This is a genomic window from Photobacterium sp. R1 (genome assembly GCF_054600795.1).
The window spans coordinates 1-17,183 of the sequence record NZ_BAAHZP010000007.1 but is presented as its reverse complement, the minus strand read 5'-3'; the positions used below and the strand labels follow the sequence as shown (position 1 = coordinate 17,183).

Here is a 17,183-nt window from a genome sequence, read left to right as displayed (position 1 = left end):
CTGCTTGAACTGGCGACACTATATTATTTTGTATTGATCCTGGCTACTGTCAGGCCTGCGTTATTCAACGGTTGTTCAGTCTCGCTGGATTGGGCTGAGCCGTACAGGGTCTGATATAGACCGGCTGTATTGACCAGTTCGGAATGCGTACCGGTCTGACTGACCTGTCCGTCTTCCAGAACATAAATGATATCAGCCTGCTTTACTGCCGACAGACGGTGCGCCACGATCAATGTGGTTTTGTCATACAAGAAATCGTTCAGGGCTGTATGCAGGGCAGCTTCTGTGGCCGTATCCAGTGCAGACGTTGCTTCATCCAGAATCACGAAATCCGGGTTGGTCAGGATCATCCGCGCGATTGCCAGACGCTGACGTTGTCCGCCGGATAAGCGTATTCCCTGACGTCCGATCTGAGTTTCCAGTCCTTCACTCAGACGTTGTGTGACATCCGTTAACTGCGCGATTTCAAGCGCCTGCCACAATTGTTCATCTTTGTAATCAGCGCCCAGAGACAGGTTGTTCCGCAGTGTGTCATTGAACAAAACCGGTTGTTGTAACACAACAGCCATTTTTTCCCGCAGCGCTTCATAGCTGACGTCTTCTACCGGATGGCCGTTAATCAGAATATCGCCACTGTCTTTCTGATAGATGCCAAGCAGCAACTGAATCAGCGTCGATTTACCACCACCGGATGCGCCCACCAAAGCAACTCGTTTCCCGGCCGGCAAAGACAAGTTCAGACCATTCAAAACCTTCTTATCTTCATCATAGGAGAAATCAAGGTTATTGATCTCTATGGCAATGTGTTCACCTGCAATGAACGGGTCTACTTTCGCAACCGGACGTACTTCTTCTTCGAGAGCAATGAGATGATTCAGCCGTTGCATCGCCGCAGAAGCACCGTACCAGGCAAATTGGATCCCCAGCAATTCCTGCACCGGACTCAGCATAAACCAGAGGTAGCCAAAGACGGCGAACATCTGGCCGATGGTTAAATCACTGAACAGGACCATCAGCATCGCAGCGGCACGAAACAGTTCGAAACCAATCAGAAACAGCAGGAAAGAGACGCGTCCGGCGGCTTCAGACTGCCAGGCATACTTGTCAGCATTGTGGCGGATACTGTTGGCATGTTCTTTCAGGTTGGCCAGAAAGTCCCGTTCACGGTTTGCTGCCCGCAGCTGATAAATCCCGTCGAGGGTTTCAACCAGTCGTTGCTGAAATTTTTCAAACGCCTGGTTTTCTTTGCGTTTCAGGTGTTTGACCCGGTTCCCCATTTTCCGCGAAGTATATATAACCACCGGATTGACCAGAAGGATGAACAGCCCGAGTTCCCAGTTCAGCCAGAGCAGCACAACGGCTGTACCGATGACGGTCAGGATACCAATCAGGAATCGGCTGAGTGTATCGCCGACAAACTTATCAATTGTTTCGACATCGGTGACCAGATGAGACGTGATCCCGCCGCTCCCACGTTCTTCATACTGGCGCATGCTGATCCGGCCCAGCTTATCAATCAGATGGCGTCGCATCTGATAAGTGATATTTTTCGCGACCAGGGTGAATTGCCGGCTCTGCAAAATGTTCAATGCCTGGCTTGCGGAACGCATCAGGACGACCATCAGCAGGACCAGTACAATGTAGGCTGCTGATGTTTGCCAGGCTTCAGGAAGAAAGTTGTTGAGGAGAGCGACACCTTTGCCGGGTTGTTGCAGGAGAACTTCATCCACCATCAGCGGCATGAGCAGTGGAATCGGGACGCTGATCAGCGTGGCAACAACTGCGATGATATTGGCAGCGATTAGCCTGTTTTTATGATGTTTTGCTTGCTTTATCAGCCATGACCAGTTAATCATTTGATTCTTTGAGTCTTTCACTATGATAATGATTCCTATTTCTATGAAAGGGTGCCATTTTAGCGGCTATATAAGGAGTAAGCCATGGAAAATAAATCTGCATTCTACCGGCGTTTAACCCAACAGGCAGTGGCACTGGTTGACGGGGAAACCGATATCATTGCTAATATTTCTAATATTAGTGCCTTACTCAACATGGAGTTAGAGGATATTAACTGGGTAGGTTTCTATTTACTGAAAGATAATGAATTGGTGCTGGGCCCATTCCAGGGCAATCCTGCTTGTGTTCGTATACCTGTGGGGCGGGGTGTTTGTGGTACCGCAATCGCTGAGAATAAAGTGCTGCGAGTGAGTGATGTTCATCAATTTGAAGGTCACATTGCATGCGATGCGGCCAGTAATTCTGAGATCGTGATTCCATTCTCTGTGAAGGGCCAGTTGTACGGCGTGTTGGATATTGATAGCCCAAGTCTGTCAAGATTTGACCAGGAAGATGAAAACGGACTAGTTTCATTCATTGAGGAACTACAAATTAAGCTCTAATTGTATGCTTTCGGTGGTTTTTCAGTATTAGGTAATTATAATAGCCCGCACTTATTGGTTTTAATTAAAAAGCACTAACAGCGAGATACTCTCGCTTTGTCAGGAAATTCCATGGAAAACTCTGAAAAGTTAACGAACAGTAAAGAAGTGATTGCCTATATTGCTGAGCAATTTCCAAAGTGTTTTACTGTTGAAGGTGAAGCTAAACCATTAAAAATTGGTATCTTCCAAGACCTCGCTGAACGACTGAGTGACGATCCTAAAGTCAGCAAAACTCAGCTGCGAGCAGCGCTTCGTCAGTACACTTCTTCCTGGCGTTATCTTCATGGTGTCAAAGCCGGTGCTAGCCGTATTGACCTTGATGGCAATGAGTGTGGTGTGTTAGAACAGGAACATGTCGAGCACGCACAGAAAGCGCTTGAAGAAAGCAAAGCTAAAGTTCGTGCCCGTCGTAAAGAACAGGCAGCAGCGAAAGCCGCCTCAGAAGGTGACGCTAAGCCAAAGAAAGTTCGAGCAAAATCGCCTAAAGCTAGAAACGTGAAGCCAAAAACGTCTAAGCTAGATAAGAAGCCGGTAGAAACAACTCGCGCTTTGTCTTCTGATGAAGTGAAAGTTGGTAAGGATGTCAGTGTCAATATGGGCAATGGCAACATGCCGGCAACAATTGTGGAAATTAATAAGGACGATGTGCGTGTCCGTCTGACTAATGGCCTGACCATGGTTGTGAAAGCGGAGCACCTTCGTTCGTAAAGGAGAATGCTCGACGTATGAAATGTCGATTCCGTTTCTCACTGATCGCTGCCGGCATCGTGCTGGCAGCATCAGCCCAGGCCCTGGAAGCCACACATACTCAAAGTGAATTGCCTGTTTTAACACCTGAAAAACAGCATGCGACCGCCAGTAAGCGAGTAGCCTCACGGTTTACTCGATCTCACTATCGCCAATTCTCACTTGATGACCAATTCTCAGCCCACATTTTCGATCGTTATCTGGAAATGCTGGACTACAACAAAAGCTTTCTGACAAAGTCTGATATTCAGCAGTTTGACCAATGGAAGTTTCAGCTGGATGATCAACTGAAGCGGGGGGAAACCACCGCAGCCTACGATATCTTCAATACTGTCCTCAAACGCCGTTTTGATCGTTATCAATATGCATTAAGTCTATTGGATAAACCTATGTCTTTTAGTGTGAACGAAGATATGGTGATTGATCGTTCTGAACTGGCATGGCCAAAGGACCGGGCTGAGCTGAATGAGATTTGGCGCGAGCGGGTTAAATCGGATGAACTGAATCTCAAACTGGCGGGCAAAGACTGGAAAGACATCCAGGAGACCTTGAGTAAGCGTTATAACAACGCACTGAAGCGTCTGACTCAAAGCCACAGTGAAGACGTATTCCAGCTTTACATGAACGCTTTCGCGCGTGAAGTTGATCCGCATACCAGTTATCTTTCACCTCGCAGCGCTGAGCAATTCCAGTCTGAAATGAACTTGTCTCTTGAAGGGATTGGTGCGGTTCTGCAAGTCGATGACGAATATACAGTGATTCGTTCACTGGTTGCTGGTGGCCCGGCGTCCAACTCGAAAAAACTTGCTGCCGGAGACCGGATTATCGGTGTGGGTCAGGAAGGGAAAGAGATGATCGACGTTGTAGGCTGGCGCCTGGATGACGTTGTGCAGCTGATCAAGGGTCCGAAAGGCAGTAAAGTTCGTCTGGAGATATTGCCTGAGGGCAGTAACGCCAAGAGTTACAGTGTCACAATTGTTCGTGATAAAATTCGCCTTGAAGACAGAGCAGCGAAATCTTCAGTCGAAGTTTATCAGGGACGCAAGATCGGCATTCTTGAAATCCCAAGTTTCTACGTGGGACTTTCCGAAGACACCAAGAAAGAACTGGCCAAGCTGAACAAGCAGCAAGTTGACGGGATCGTGATTGATCTGCGAAATAATGGTGGTGGTGCACTGACTGAAGCCACGGCATTGACCGGACTGTTTATTGACAGTGGTCCTGTGGTGCAGGTTCGCGATAGTTACGGCCGGGTCAAAGTGAATGGCGATTCTGACGATCGCGTGTATTTCGATAGTCCGCTGACGGTTCTGATTAACCGTTACAGTGCTTCTGCATCTGAGATTTTTGCAGCAGCAATGCAGGATTATGGCCGTGCCGTCATTATTGGTGAGCAGTCCTTTGGTAAAGGAACCGTTCAGCAACACCGTTCTCTGAATCATATCTACGATCTGTTTGATAAGCCGCTGGGTCATGTTCAGTACACGATTCAAAAGTTCTATCGCATTAATGGCGGTAGTACTCAGAATCTTGGTGTTGTCCCGGATATCAGCTTCCCGACTGCAGTTGATCCTGCGGATACAGGTGAAAGCGTAGAAGACAATGCTTTACCTTGGGATAGCATTAAGCCTGCGGGCTATCAGAAGATGTATGACTTCTCGCCATTACTGCCTTCTTTGCGTGCGAAGCACATGCAACGCATTAAAAGCGACAGAGAGTTTGGCTTTATCTTTGACGATATTGCGAAGTATAAAGCTGAAAAAGACAACAATACTTTATCGTTGAATGAGAGCAAACGGCGAGCAGAGCAGGATAAAGAAGAAAGAGAACGTCTGGATCGTTTGAATGTCCGTCAAAAAGCACTGGGCAAAAAACCATTCCTGGCACTCAAAGATGTACCGAAGGATTATGAAGCACCTGATGCTTACCTGGACGAAGCAGTTGCCATTACTGCTGACTTAGTCAAGGCTGAGCAGAGTTAATGCTTCTCTGATCCGCCGCAACATCCTATCAACGGCACACATCAGTTGTGCCGTTTTTTTTTGTCTTCTGAAAAGACGAGACATCCATCAACACTTTCTTTCCTGTTAAGGCCTTGTCATCCGCATGCTGTCGTCTCAGATTTGAAACAGGGTGAGGAATACTTGTGACGCTTGTCATATTCTTGCGCGAGAAACAAAAACGAGGGCTAGTTTGAATAGTAGGGGCTGGTATTTGTCAGGGGTACTATCATGCTGCGTTCCATCATTTTGTCATTCATATTGAGTCTGTTTACATGGAGTTACACTGTCGCTGCGGATGATCTGACAGAGTTTGACTATCCGCTGTTATTGGGAGACTGGTACTGGTTCAGTACCACAGATGAAGGCGTCGAAAGTGAGGGGATTCATTATCGTGCAATGAATATCAAGTTCAATTCTGCATACCATTTTAAGGTGCGGCTGCTCCGTACAGACGGACGTATTGATGAGTGGGAAGGGAAGTACGATATTGACGAAACAACACTGACAATGAACTCAGCCGGCCAGCCTGCACAGCAGCATGAATATGTACTCAGTTATAACCAGTTCCTGCTGGATGGGGCCCGTTTTACAAAATTAGCCCCCGAAAATCTGCCGGGCCGTTGGCGCTCGTCCATGATTAAAGGCCAGGATGTCGATAAACGGGTATCGGAACTGAAGTTATCGTTACGGCCTGACTTTCTGTTTTCGGCTCAGGTGATTGGTAAAGACGGGAAGCAAATCGAGCACAAAGGTATCTATTATCTTGAGGACGATCGGATCGTCCTGATTTATGAAGATGGTCAGCACGACAGTCATTTCAAGTTAGGGGGAGATAACACACTCACCCTGACGAATAAACAGTTTGGTATGGAAGCAGTCATGCAACGTCAGTAAGTCAACTTCATTTATCAGAAAGCAAAGAGAGGCTGAAATAGCCTCTCTTTTTTGGGAACGATTTAAGTGCAGTTAATCGTTGGCAATTTTAAATGCTTGTCTCAGCTGATCAAGATAGGCTTCATCATGACAAATACTTTTACCCGGTTCATCTGAAATTTTGGCCACCGGCCGTCCTTCACATTCAGTCAGCTTCAAAACAATGTTTAAAGTTTTCACACCCGGTAAATCACATGTCATGCTGGTGCCAATCCCAAAGCTGACGTTGATACGCTCATAGAAATGCTGGTAAATGGTCAGTGCACGTTCCAGTGTCAGGCTGTCTGAGAACACCAGCGTTTTGCTCTTCGGATCCAGCCCCAGTGCTTCATAGTGGGCTATGGCTTTTTCACCCCAGGCGATCGGATCGCCACTGTCGTGACGAAGTCCGGTAAATCGCTGGGATAAACGCAGGTCAAAATCGCGCAGGAAAGCATCCATGTTGATGCAGTCGGTGAGGGCAATCCCCAGGCTATCCGGGTATTCCTGTAACCAGCGGTTGAGGGCCAGCTGTTGTGAATCTGCAAGTTCACCCGCCAGTTGCTGATGTGCCTGGAACCATTCATGGGCCTGTGTACCAATGGGTGTCAGGTTGAGTGTCCGGGCAAGATGGTAGTTTGACGTGCCGCTCAGGTGAGGAAAATGCTGTTTCAGGTAATTCACGACTGCGTAGTGCACATCTTTTGAAAAACGGCGCCGGGTACCAAAGTCAACCAGTGAAAAATGACTGGTATCTGTATCACGGCCAAGCTCATCAAAATGGGCCAGTTTATGTTTCAGCTGCTCAATGGCATCAGTAACTGACAATTGAGGGTAATGGTGATGACAGCGGAGCTCGCAGATGATGGCAAGCAAAGGAACTTCCCACAAAATCAGATCCAGCCATTTACCCTGAATGCGTACTGTGAGCTGTTCATCGTCTTCCCCAACTTCAACCTGCGAAGGATTCAGACGAAAGTCTTTCAGGTAATCCAGATAGTCCTGTTTGAAGAATGGCAGTGAAGCAAGGTATTCAATTTCTTCCTGGGTAAATTTCAGCTCACCCATATGTTCGATTTGTCTTTTGATTTCAGCCTTGAATGGCCGGAGGTCCTCGCCACTGCGACAACGAAACTCGGCGGCGGCGTCTACATCGGGATAAAGGTGGAAGATTGCCTGCTGCATATGGAGTTTGTAGGCATCGGTATCAAGCAGTGAATCAATGATCCAAGGTTGCATAATGTGGTTCATATTGCAGAGTAATTCCTGTTAAAACGGCTAAAATCAATCTATTTGGGCAGTGTGTATAGGTTGGAATTTTTCAGACTTGCCATTGTTACGCGACATGAGATGGGTAACAAGTAAAAAGATAAGATTTTCAGCTCAAGTGCTATCTGCTAACATTTTGTCTTAATTCAGAGAAAAGACCAAATGTGATCATGCTTAGCTATTACTATTAAGTATAGTTGACGCATTTTTAAGCAAACTTGTCTGCCTTTTTTGTATCACAGGCAGTAAGGATGCAATGAGACTTGTCTTTATCCGCTGAATGACCAGCTATCATCATCATGAGCTGGTTTTTGTAATGTTTCAGTTTCGCTGCTGGTGTTTCAATGACTGAAACGCATCAGGGCTGATGGCCTTGCATGATTTTGGAAGGCTTCCCCCTGACGGCGAGACTGCCAATATGGATGACTAAGGAAGAATAGAAATGGCTGATCAACCAACTGCCGCACAACCGACTGCAAAATATCGTGCAGATTATCAGGCGCCGGATTTCACAATCACGGATATCGACCTGACATTTGACCTGCACGACACTGCCACCCGCGTGATTGCTGTCAGTCAAGTGAAGCAACAAACAGAAGGGGTGACTTCGCTGGAGCTGGACGGTGATGAGCTCGTGTTGCATCGGCTGGAAATTAACGGCGAAAGCTGGCAGCACTTTGAGCAGACCGAAAGTGGTCTGATTCTTCGCGAACTGCCCGCCGCATTTGAGCTGACCATTGAGACCGAGATTAATCCGGAAGCGAATACCTCATTGGAAGGCTTGTACAAATCGGGTGGCGGCTTCTGTACTCAGTGTGAAGCTGAGGGTTTCCGCAGAATTACGTATTACCAGGATCGTCCGGATGTACTGGCGCGTTTTACAACCAAAGTCATCGCCGATAAAGCCAGTTTCCCTTATCTGCTGAGCAACGGAAACAAAGTTGGTCATGGTGATCTGGACAATGGCCGCCACTGGGTTCAGTGGCAGGATCCGTTCCTGAAGCCTTGCTACCTGTTTGCGTTGGTTGCAGGTGATTTCGACGTGCTTCGGGACAGCTATCAAACGGTTAGTGGCCGGGACGTCGCGCTGGAAATTTTTGTCGATAAAGGCAATCTGGATCGCGCAGAGCATGCCATGCAGTCGTTGATCAATTCCATGAAATGGGATGAAGAGCGATTTGGTCTTGAGTATGACCTGGATATCTACATGATTGTTGCCGTTGATTTCTTCAACATGGGCGCCATGGAAAACAAGGGGCTGAATATCTTCAACTCCAAATTCGTTCTGGCGAACCCGGCAACAGCGACAGATACCGATTACCTGGGTATTGAGGCCGTGATTGGTCACGAATACTTCCATAACTGGACCGGGAACCGTGTGACCTGCCGCGACTGGTTCCAGCTGAGCCTGAAAGAAGGTCTGACGGTCTTCCGTGATCAGGAGTTCTCTTCAGATCTGGGTTCTCGTCCGGTGAACCGAATCAATAATGTTCGTATCATGCGTGGTCCTCAGTTTGCTGAAGACCGTGGCCCGATGTCTCATCCAATCCGTCCTGAAAAAGTGATTGAGATGAATAACTTCTACACCCTGACCGTTTACGAGAAGGGCAGTGAAGTGATTCGGATGATGCATACGTTGCTGGGCGAAGACGGCTTCCAGGCGGGAATGAAATTATACTTCGAGCGTCACGACGGCACGGCTGCAACCTGTGATGATTTCGTTCAGGCAATGGAAGATGCTTCCGGAGTTGATCTTGGCCAGTTCCGACTGTGGTACAGCCAGTCAGGCACACCGGTGTTGAGCGTCAGCACAGAGTATGACGCTAATGGAAAACGTTACCTTGTCACGGTGAAGCAGCAGACTGCACCGACGCCGGGTCAGAAAGAGAAGCTGCCGCTGCACATTCCGTTTGATATTGAGCTTTACGATAGCAAAGGTGATGTGATTGAGTTACAGCGTAACGGTGAGAAGGTGCACCATGTCCTGAACGTTACTCAGGCTGAGCAAACCTTCGAGTTCGAGCAGGTCAGCGAAAAGCCAGTCATCTCAATGCTGCGTGAGTTCTCTGCGCCGGTTGTGCTTGAATATGATTACAGCGATGAAGAGCTGGTCTTCCTCATGACACATGCCCGCAACGAATTTGCCCGCTGGGATGCTGGTCAGATGCTGCTTGCGAAGTATATCCGCAGCAATGTCCTGGCCGTTCAGGCAGGTAATGCCATAGTCTTCCCGGAAAATGTGGTTGATGCATTCCGTGGTGCACTGCTGGATGAAAAACTGGATCCGGCTTTCATTGCTGAAATGCTGACACTGCCGAGTGAAAATGAAGTCGCCGGCTGGTATGAGCGGGTAGATGTCGATGCGATCCACACAGTGCTGGCTCAGATCGAAGAGATCCTTGCCTCAGCGCTGGAAGATGAGTTGTCTGCTATCTATCACTCTCTGTCACAAAGCGGGTACAACATTACTCATGATGCGATAGCAAAACGTTCGCTGCGCAATCGCTGCCTGGCTTATCTGGCTTATACCGAGCAGGGTGAAAAACTGGTGTCAGCTCAGTACGCTCAAGCCGACAATATGACGGACACAATTGCTGCGATGAGTGCTGCGAATGAAGCGCAACTGGCTTGCCGTGAAGCTCAGATGGCCGATTTCAGCAGCAAATGGAGTCATGATGGTCTGGTCATGGATAAGTGGTTTATTCTGCAGGGTAAAAATCCAGCGGCTGATTCACTGGCCAATGTTCGTGAAACGATGAAGCACCCGGCATTCAGCCTGAAGAACCCGAACCGGACGCGTAGTCTGGTTGCAAGCTTCTGTGCGAATAACCCGGTTCGTTTCCATGCGAAAGACGGCAGCGGTTATCGTTTCCTGACTGAGATTCTGACGGCACTGAACAGTTCGAATCCTCAGGTGGCTTCCCGACTGATTGAACCTTTCCTGAAGTATCGTCTGTACGACGAGGCTCGTCAGGCGCTGATGCGTGCCGAACTGGAACAACTGGCGAAACTGGAAAATCTGGCGAGAGATTTGTTCGAGAAAGTGGAAAAAGCTCTTGAACAATAAGCCTGATTTGCTTTAATCAGAAAGCTCCCCCAAAAAGGGAGCTTTCTTTTTATCTGTCTGATGGCCTGTTTACATGAAGAGATACACCTTTTCAGTCAACATTCCTTACCAAACCTTCCTTCAGCATTACTCTGGTGCTGCCAGTGCTGTGCTGGTGTATACGGATGAAGGCCTTCGTCTTCAGCTTCCAGCCAGCAGACTGCGACCGTTTCTGAGTCAGCTTGGGGTTCGGGGGCGTTTCAGAGTGAGTGTCAGCCTGGAAAATCGCTTGGAAAAATTGGAGAAAATCGCTTAGAACCTTGCTTTAGTCAGAAATTAACAAAAACACTACATAATTATGCGAATGTAGATTTTTTATCTGTTTTGAATAAAGCATATTCTGACGGGAATTCAGTTTTGCTATTTAGTTTTTTTGCTGTGAAAAACCATTGATTTCTAGATGGTTAGACCAGATTAAAGGGTTAACAGCAACAGAGTGCGTCATATTATCCCTTGGCCGTGTCCCCCCGAGCTAAAACATCTACCTTAGTCACATATTCGATTTTTTCTTCTGATTACAGAGTAATTATCGTAACCATTTGGCAACAAAACGCCCTACAATAGCTTCCGAATCAACTATACCTCGCCAGAGAGAAGTTTTTAGTGCTGAACTCGGGGCGTCGTTATCAAACCCTATACTAGATTGATAAAAGTAATAACGATGGAGCATCTGCTATGACCGCACCTGACCCAATAGTGCCGGTACTACTTGAAAAAGTGTATGGCTTAATCCAGGACAAGATAGAAACCCCTCAGCAGTCATTAGTCGAAGTGTTTGCTCAACGATTGTTAGGACAACTGGCAGAAGACGATCTGCTTCAACGGAATGAATCTGATTTGTATGGTGCTGTTCTGAGCCTCTGGCACCATCTCGTGCAAAACCAACCGGACCAGACTTCTGTTCGTGTTTATAACCCGACATTAAGCCGCTATGGCTGGCAGTCAACCCACACGGTTGTGGAAATTGTGACGCCTGACCATCCGTTCCTGGTCGACTCAGTACGTATGACACTCAATCGTCAGGGGATTAACAGTCACCTGATGTTTAATGGTCCTTATTATTTCAAGCGCGATGAACAAGGCACGATCATCGAAGCCTGTGGCGAAGATGGCGACTTACAGACGCTGTTCCACATTGAAGTGGATCGTTTGTCCAGCAAAGAAGAAATGGAAGCGCTGAAAGTTGAACTTGAGCAAGTCTTGCAGGACATTGAGCTGGTTGTGAATGACTGGCAGGCAATGCAGAGCAAGATGATTGCAATTGCTGAAGAATTAAAAACTGCCAGCCTGCCGGTAGAACAGAGTCATTGTGATGAAGCGATTGAATTCCTGGAGTGGGTCACTCGTCACAACTTCACCTTCATGGGTTACCATCAGTATGATTTGATTCCTGTGGAAGGGGACTTTGAACTGCGTCCTTGTAATGAACAAGGTCTGGGTCTGCTGAGTAAGCCGGGTAAAGCCCGCACATTAATGTTGTCCGAATTACCTGAATCAGCTCGGGTTGAAGCAAGAAAACCAAATCTGCTGATTCTGACGAAGAGTAATGCGAGATCAAAAATCCACCGTCCGGCTTATACCGATTACATTGGTATTAAACGCTTTGATAAAGACGGTAATGTCATCGGCGAGCATCGTTTTACCGGTTTGTATGCTGCAACCGCTTATCATCAGACGGCGATGAACATCCCATTGATCCGCAATAAAGTCGTTCGTATTCTCAAGAGCAGCGGCTATTCCGAAGGCTCTCATTCTTGGAAAGCGATGAACAACATCCTGGAAACTTATCCGCGGGATGAGCTGATCCAGGCCAGCGAAAAAGAAATGCAGGAAGTGGCCAGCGGCGTTGTACGTATGCAGGATCGTGATCTGCTGCGTTTGTTTGTCCGCCGGGATCCTTTTGGCCGATTCTTCTCTTGCATGGTGTATGTAACCCGCGAGCGTTACAACACTGAACTGCGTATTAAAACGCAGCAAATTTTCAAGGAGTACTTTGGCTCCGACCAGAACGTGGATTTCACCACTTCTTTCTCTGAAGGCCCACTAGCGAGAACTCATTATATTGTGCGTGTAGATAACAATAACTTTGATGTAGATGTAAAAGCGATCGAACGTAATCTGGTTGAAGCAGCTGTTTCCTGGGAAGATCGTCTGAGTGATTCACTGATCTCCAACTTTGGTGAGAATAAGGGAACGCCACTGGCGAAGAATTATGCTCGTGCATTCCCGCGTTCATACAAAGAGCAAATGCTGCCAGGTTCTGCAGTTGCAGACATCGAATTGCTGGAAGGCCTGAGTGAAGATAACAAGCTGGGCATGCTGTTCTATCGTCCGCAGGAAGTTGCGACCGATTCACGTTTTGTGAAGCTGAAACTTTATCATCGTGATGAGCCCATCCATCTGTCTGATGTGATGCCAATGCTGGAAAACCTGGGTCTGCGCGTGATTGGTGAATCACCGTATGAGGTTGTTACAGCGAACGGTACGGTTTACTGGATCCTGGACTTCGCTATGCTGGTTACCGGCACTCGCGAGATTGATCTGAGTGATGCACGTGATCGTTTCCAGGACGCATTTGCTGCAATCTGGCACGGTGGACTGGAAAGTGACGGATTTAACCGTCTGCTGCTGTGTGCAGGACTGACCGGCCGTGAAATCACGATTGTCCGGAGTTATGCACGCTACATGCGTCAGGTTGGTTTCCCGTTCAGTCAGCAATACATTGAAGATACGCTGGCAAATCATACGGATCTGGCCCGTGATCTGGTTGAGCTGTTCGCACTGCGCTTTGATCCTGCACGTAATTTCAGCAATAAAGCAGAAGAAGCGCTGATTGCAGACATGCATGCCAAGCTTGAAGAAGTTGAAAGCCTGGATGACGACCGTATCATCCGCCGTTACATGGAAATGATTCAGGCGACACAACGCACGAACTACTATCAGCTCGATGATAGTGGTCTGCCAAAACCATGGCTGTCTCTGAAACTGCGTCCGTCTGAGATCCCAGAAATTCCTGCACCAGTGCCATTCTTCGAAATTTTCGTGTACGCACCGGATATCGAAGGTGTTCACCTGCGTGGTGGTAAGGTCGCCCGTGGTGGTCTGCGTTGGTCTGATCGCCAGGAAGATTTCCGGACTGAGATCCTGGGTCTGGTGAAAGCGCAACAGGTGAAGAACACCGTGATCGTCCCTGTGGGTGCGAAAGGTGGTTTTGTCTGTAAGCGTCAGCCACAAATGACCACTCGTGAGGAAATTCTGGCTGAAGGTCAGCGTTGCTACAAACGCTTCATCCGTGCGCTGCTGGATGTGACAGATAACATTCATGAAGGTGAGATTATTCCGCCTGCCAGCGTGGTTCGTCATGATGAAGATGACCCGTATCTGGTTGTTGCTGCCGATAAAGGAACGGCAACGTTCTCTGATCTGGCAAACTCAGTATCAGCAGATTACAACTTCTGGCTGGGGGATGCATTTGCTTCTGGCGGTTCGAACGGTTATGACCACAAAGCCATGGGTATCACCGCGAAAGGCGGCTGGGAATCTGTGAAACGTCACTTCCGTGAGCTGGGTATTGACTGTCAGACCACAGATTTCACATGTGCCGGTGTGGGTGACATGGCTGGTGACGTATTCGGTAATGGTATGTTGCTGTCGAAGCACACCCGACTGGTTGCAGCATTTAACCACATGCACATATTCCTGGATCCGACGCCGGATGCGGCATCGAGCTGGGAAGAGCGTAACCGCCTGTTTAATCTGCCTCGTTCAAGCTGGGAAGATTACGACAGCAGTCTGATTTCTGAAGGTGGCGGTATTTTCTCCCGTCGCAGTAAGTCAATCAAACTGAGTCCTCAGATCCAGAAACTGCTGGGTACCCGCAAACAGACGCTGACTCCGAATGAAGTGATCAAACTGATCCTGACCATGGACGTGGATCTTCTGTGGAACGGCGGTATCGGAACTTATGTGAAGTCCGGAACTGAAACTCACACGGATGTTGGTGACCGTGCAAACGATGCACTGCGTGTGAACGGTAGTGAACTTCGCGCCAAGATTGTTGGTGAAGGCGGTAACCTGGGTATGACTCAGCTGGGCCGTGTTGAGTATGCGAAGAACGGCGGACGCGTAAACACCGACTTCATTGATAACGTGGGTGGTGTTGATTGTTCAGATAACGAAGTAAACATCAAGATCCTGCTGAATGGCCTGGTTGCTGCCGGCGATCTGACCTACAAGCAACGTAATGAACTGCTGGAGCAGATGGAAGATGAAGTGGGTGAGATCGTCCTTGATGATGCGTACACCCAGAGTGAATCTATCTCTGTGACTCAGCACCAGAATGTACAGTTGCTGAAAGAGCAGATCCGCTTTATCCATCACCTGGAGAAAGAAGGCAAACTTGATCGTGCGCTGGAATATCTGCCGGATGATGAAACACTTGCTGAGCGTGAAAAAGACGGTATTGGCCTGACGCGTCCTGAACTGGCGGTACTGGTTGCGTACGGTAAGATGGTTCTGAAAGAAGAGCTGGTGACTGAAGAGATCACTGAAGACCCTTATCATAACCGCTTGCTGCCAGCATACTTCCCGAAAGCACTGCAAGAGAAGTATCGTGCACAGATGGAAAATCACCCGCTGAAAGGTGAGCTGATTGCAACCTCTCTGGCAAACCAGATGTCGAACGAAATGGGCTGCAACTTCGTAACCCGTCTGATGGAAGAAACCGGCTCTACTGTAGCGGAAATCTCTTCTGCATACTCTGTTGGCCGTGCTGTGTTTGGTTTTGAGCAATTCTTCGAGCAGATTCGTGAACTGGATAATCAGGTTCCGGCTCATATCCAGTACGAAATGATGTACCGCTGCCGTCGTATGCTGCGCCGTATCACTCGTTGGTTCCTGCGCAACCGCGACCGTAAGATGGGCATTGAAGAGCAAATTGCTTTCTATCAGCCTACGCTGAACATCCTGCGTGACAACCTGGAGAAATACCTGGTTGCAGAGGAAGTGAAGGAACATGATGATCAGGCGAACAGCATGATCAAAGAGGGTGTTCCGGCTCAACTGGCACACAACATCGCACGCCTGAGCAGCCTGTATTCAGCAATGGATATTGCTCAGATTGCGAAAGAGCTGAACAAAGAGGTTGGTTTCATTGCCCGCGTTTACTTTGTTCTGGGTGCTCAGCTGTCTCTGCACTGGTTCCTGCAGCAGGTACATAACCAGCCTGTAGAAAACCATTGGCAGGCACTGGCTCGTGCTTCTTTCCGTGAAGATCTGGACTGGCAGCAACGTCAGCTGACTTCAGCGGTGATTGGTGCAGGTCAGGGCAGTGAAGCGCCGGAAGCATTGATTGACCTGTGGGTTGATCACCATCATCCTGCGATTCAGCGCTGGGAAAGCGTTCTGACCGAATTCAAAGTGGGGACGACCCATGAATTCGCGAAATTCTCAGTCGCAATGCGTGAATTAGTGCTATTAAATTTGAATTGCAAACCAAATCAGTGAATAATGTGGCCCCGTTTATACGGGGCTTTTTTTTAAGGAGGTATAATGTTTTACCGCCTCGCGCGTTCGGCCATGTTTCAGCTAGACCCTGAAAAAGCGCATGATTTGGCTATTAAGAACTTCTCTCGCATCACCGGTACTCCTCTCGATATTTTTTACCGTCAACACCTCCCGGAACGTCCTGTTGAAGTCATGGGACTTCGCTTTAAAAACCCTGTAGGTCTGGCCGCCGGCCTTGATAAAAACGGCGAATGTATCGATGCTTTTGGTGCAATGGGCTTTGGCTTCGTTGAAGTCGGGACCGTGACTCCAAAACCTCAGCCAGGTAACGATAAGCCGCGTTTATTTCGGGTAAAGCCGGCTGAAGGCATCATCAACCGCTTTGGCTTCAATAATAAAGGGGTTGACCAACTGGTTGAAAACGTCAAGAAAGCCAAGTTCGACGGCATTATTGGTATCAACATTGGTAAAAACAAAGACACGCCACTGGAAAAAGGGGTAGACGATTATCTGATTTGTATGGATAAGGTCTATGATCATGCGGGTTATATTGTTGTCAATATCTCTTCTCCCAACACACCTGGGCTGCGTAACCTGCAGTATGGTGAAGCACTGGATGATCTTCTGACTCAGTTGAAACACAAGCAGAAAGCTCTGGCGGAGAAATTTGGCAAATATGTACCGTTGACACTCAAGATCGCGCCGGATCTTGAGGATCACGAATTGATCCAGATTGCCGACTCTTTGATCCGAAATGAGATCGATGGTGTGATAGGTACCAATACAACCCTGGATCGCACTTTGGTTCAGGGGATGCCGCATTGTGATGAAGCAGGGGGCTTGAGCGGCCGGCCACTGCAGCATCGCAGTACAGAGGTGATTCGAATGCTGAATCACGAGCTGAAAGGGCAGATTCCGATCATTGGTGTCGGTGGTATTGATTCAGCGATTGCAGCGCGTGAGAAGCTGCTGGCTGGTGCGAGTCTGGTACAGATATACTCAGGCTTCATTTACCATGGTCCGCAACTGGTGAAAGACATCGTGATGAACTGCGATCTGCGTTAGTGGGTGACACTGTCACTTATCAGTAAACGGCTTCCAATCTGAACGCTCACATTTTATGTGTACTAGTTCAGACCAGATCTGACACTTCGATTTGAAAAGAAGAGAGTTACCCACTTTGATTAAGGTGCTGAATCT

General features: G+C 48.1%; 10 protein-coding genes. 8 read left to right on the top strand and 2 right to left on the bottom strand.

The features are described from left to right. Nucleotides 1-23: 23 nt before the first annotated feature. On the bottom strand, nt 24-1,856 hold the full coding sequence (locus ACYP03_RS12880) for an ABC transporter ATP-binding protein (protein ID WP_459780227.1): 1,833 nt from the start codon (nt 1,854-1,856) through the stop codon (nt 24-26). An 84-nt stretch (nt 1,857-1,940) separates the two neighbouring features. Between ACYP03_RS12880 and ACYP03_RS12875 the strand changes: the two genes are divergently transcribed. The 4 genes from ACYP03_RS12875 to ACYP03_RS12860 all read left to right on the top strand — a co-directional run bounded on the left by ACYP03_RS12875 (nt 1,941) and on the right by ACYP03_RS12860 (nt 6,085). After that, entirely contained in the window at nt 1,941-2,399 is a 459-nt protein-coding gene (locus ACYP03_RS12875) for a GAF domain-containing protein (RefSeq protein WP_459780225.1), read from the top strand. Between the two features lie 111 nt (nt 2,400-2,510). After that, the gene (gene proQ / locus ACYP03_RS12870; protein ID WP_248140271.1) at nt 2,511-3,149 is read left to right on the top strand and encodes an RNA chaperone ProQ; all 639 of its coding nucleotides are present in this window, start codon (nt 2,511-2,513) and stop codon (nt 3,147-3,149) included. 17 nt (nt 3,150-3,166) lie between these two features. Beyond that, a complete protein-coding gene (gene prc, locus ACYP03_RS12865) occupies nt 3,167-5,170 on the top strand; it encodes a carboxy terminal-processing peptidase (protein WP_248140273.1) in 2,004 nt (667 codons plus the stop codon). 249 nt (nt 5,171-5,419) lie between these two features. After that, a complete protein-coding gene (locus ACYP03_RS12860; protein WP_459780223.1) occupies nt 5,420-6,085 on the top strand; it encodes a lipocalin family protein in 666 nt (221 codons plus the stop codon). Between the two features lie 72 nt (nt 6,086-6,157). On the opposite strand, the gene pncB is transcribed toward ACYP03_RS12860, so the two are convergent. Then, nucleotides 6,158-7,354: a nicotinate phosphoribosyltransferase gene (pncB, locus tag ACYP03_RS12855; RefSeq protein ID WP_371929385.1), complete on the bottom strand. Its 1,197-nt coding sequence runs from the start codon at nt 7,352-7,354 to the stop codon at nt 6,158-6,160. A gap of 460 nt (nt 7,355-7,814) precedes the next feature. On the opposite strand from pncB, the gene pepN reads away from it, so the two are divergent. The 4 genes from pepN (at nt 7,815) to pyrD (ending at nt 17,048) form a co-directional block, all read left to right on the top strand. Further along, on the top strand, nt 7,815-10,439 hold the full coding sequence (pepN, locus tag ACYP03_RS12850) for an aminopeptidase N (protein ID WP_459780222.1): 2,625 nt from the start codon (nt 7,815-7,817) through the stop codon (nt 10,437-10,439). Between the two features lie 73 nt (nt 10,440-10,512). After that, nucleotides 10,513-10,734: a DUF2835 domain-containing protein gene (locus ACYP03_RS12845; RefSeq protein WP_248140281.1), complete on the top strand. Its 222-nt coding sequence runs from the start codon at nt 10,513-10,515 to the stop codon at nt 10,732-10,734. Nucleotides 10,735-11,153: 419 nt separating this feature from the next. Next, entirely contained in the window at nt 11,154-15,983 is a 4,830-nt protein-coding gene (locus ACYP03_RS12840) for an NAD-glutamate dehydrogenase (RefSeq protein WP_459780219.1), read from the top strand. A 45-nt stretch (nt 15,984-16,028) separates the two neighbouring features. Further along, a complete protein-coding gene (gene pyrD / locus ACYP03_RS12835; RefSeq protein WP_459780217.1) occupies nt 16,029-17,048 on the top strand; it encodes a quinone-dependent dihydroorotate dehydrogenase in 1,020 nt (339 codons plus the stop codon). Nucleotides 17,049-17,183 lie beyond the last annotated feature (135 nt).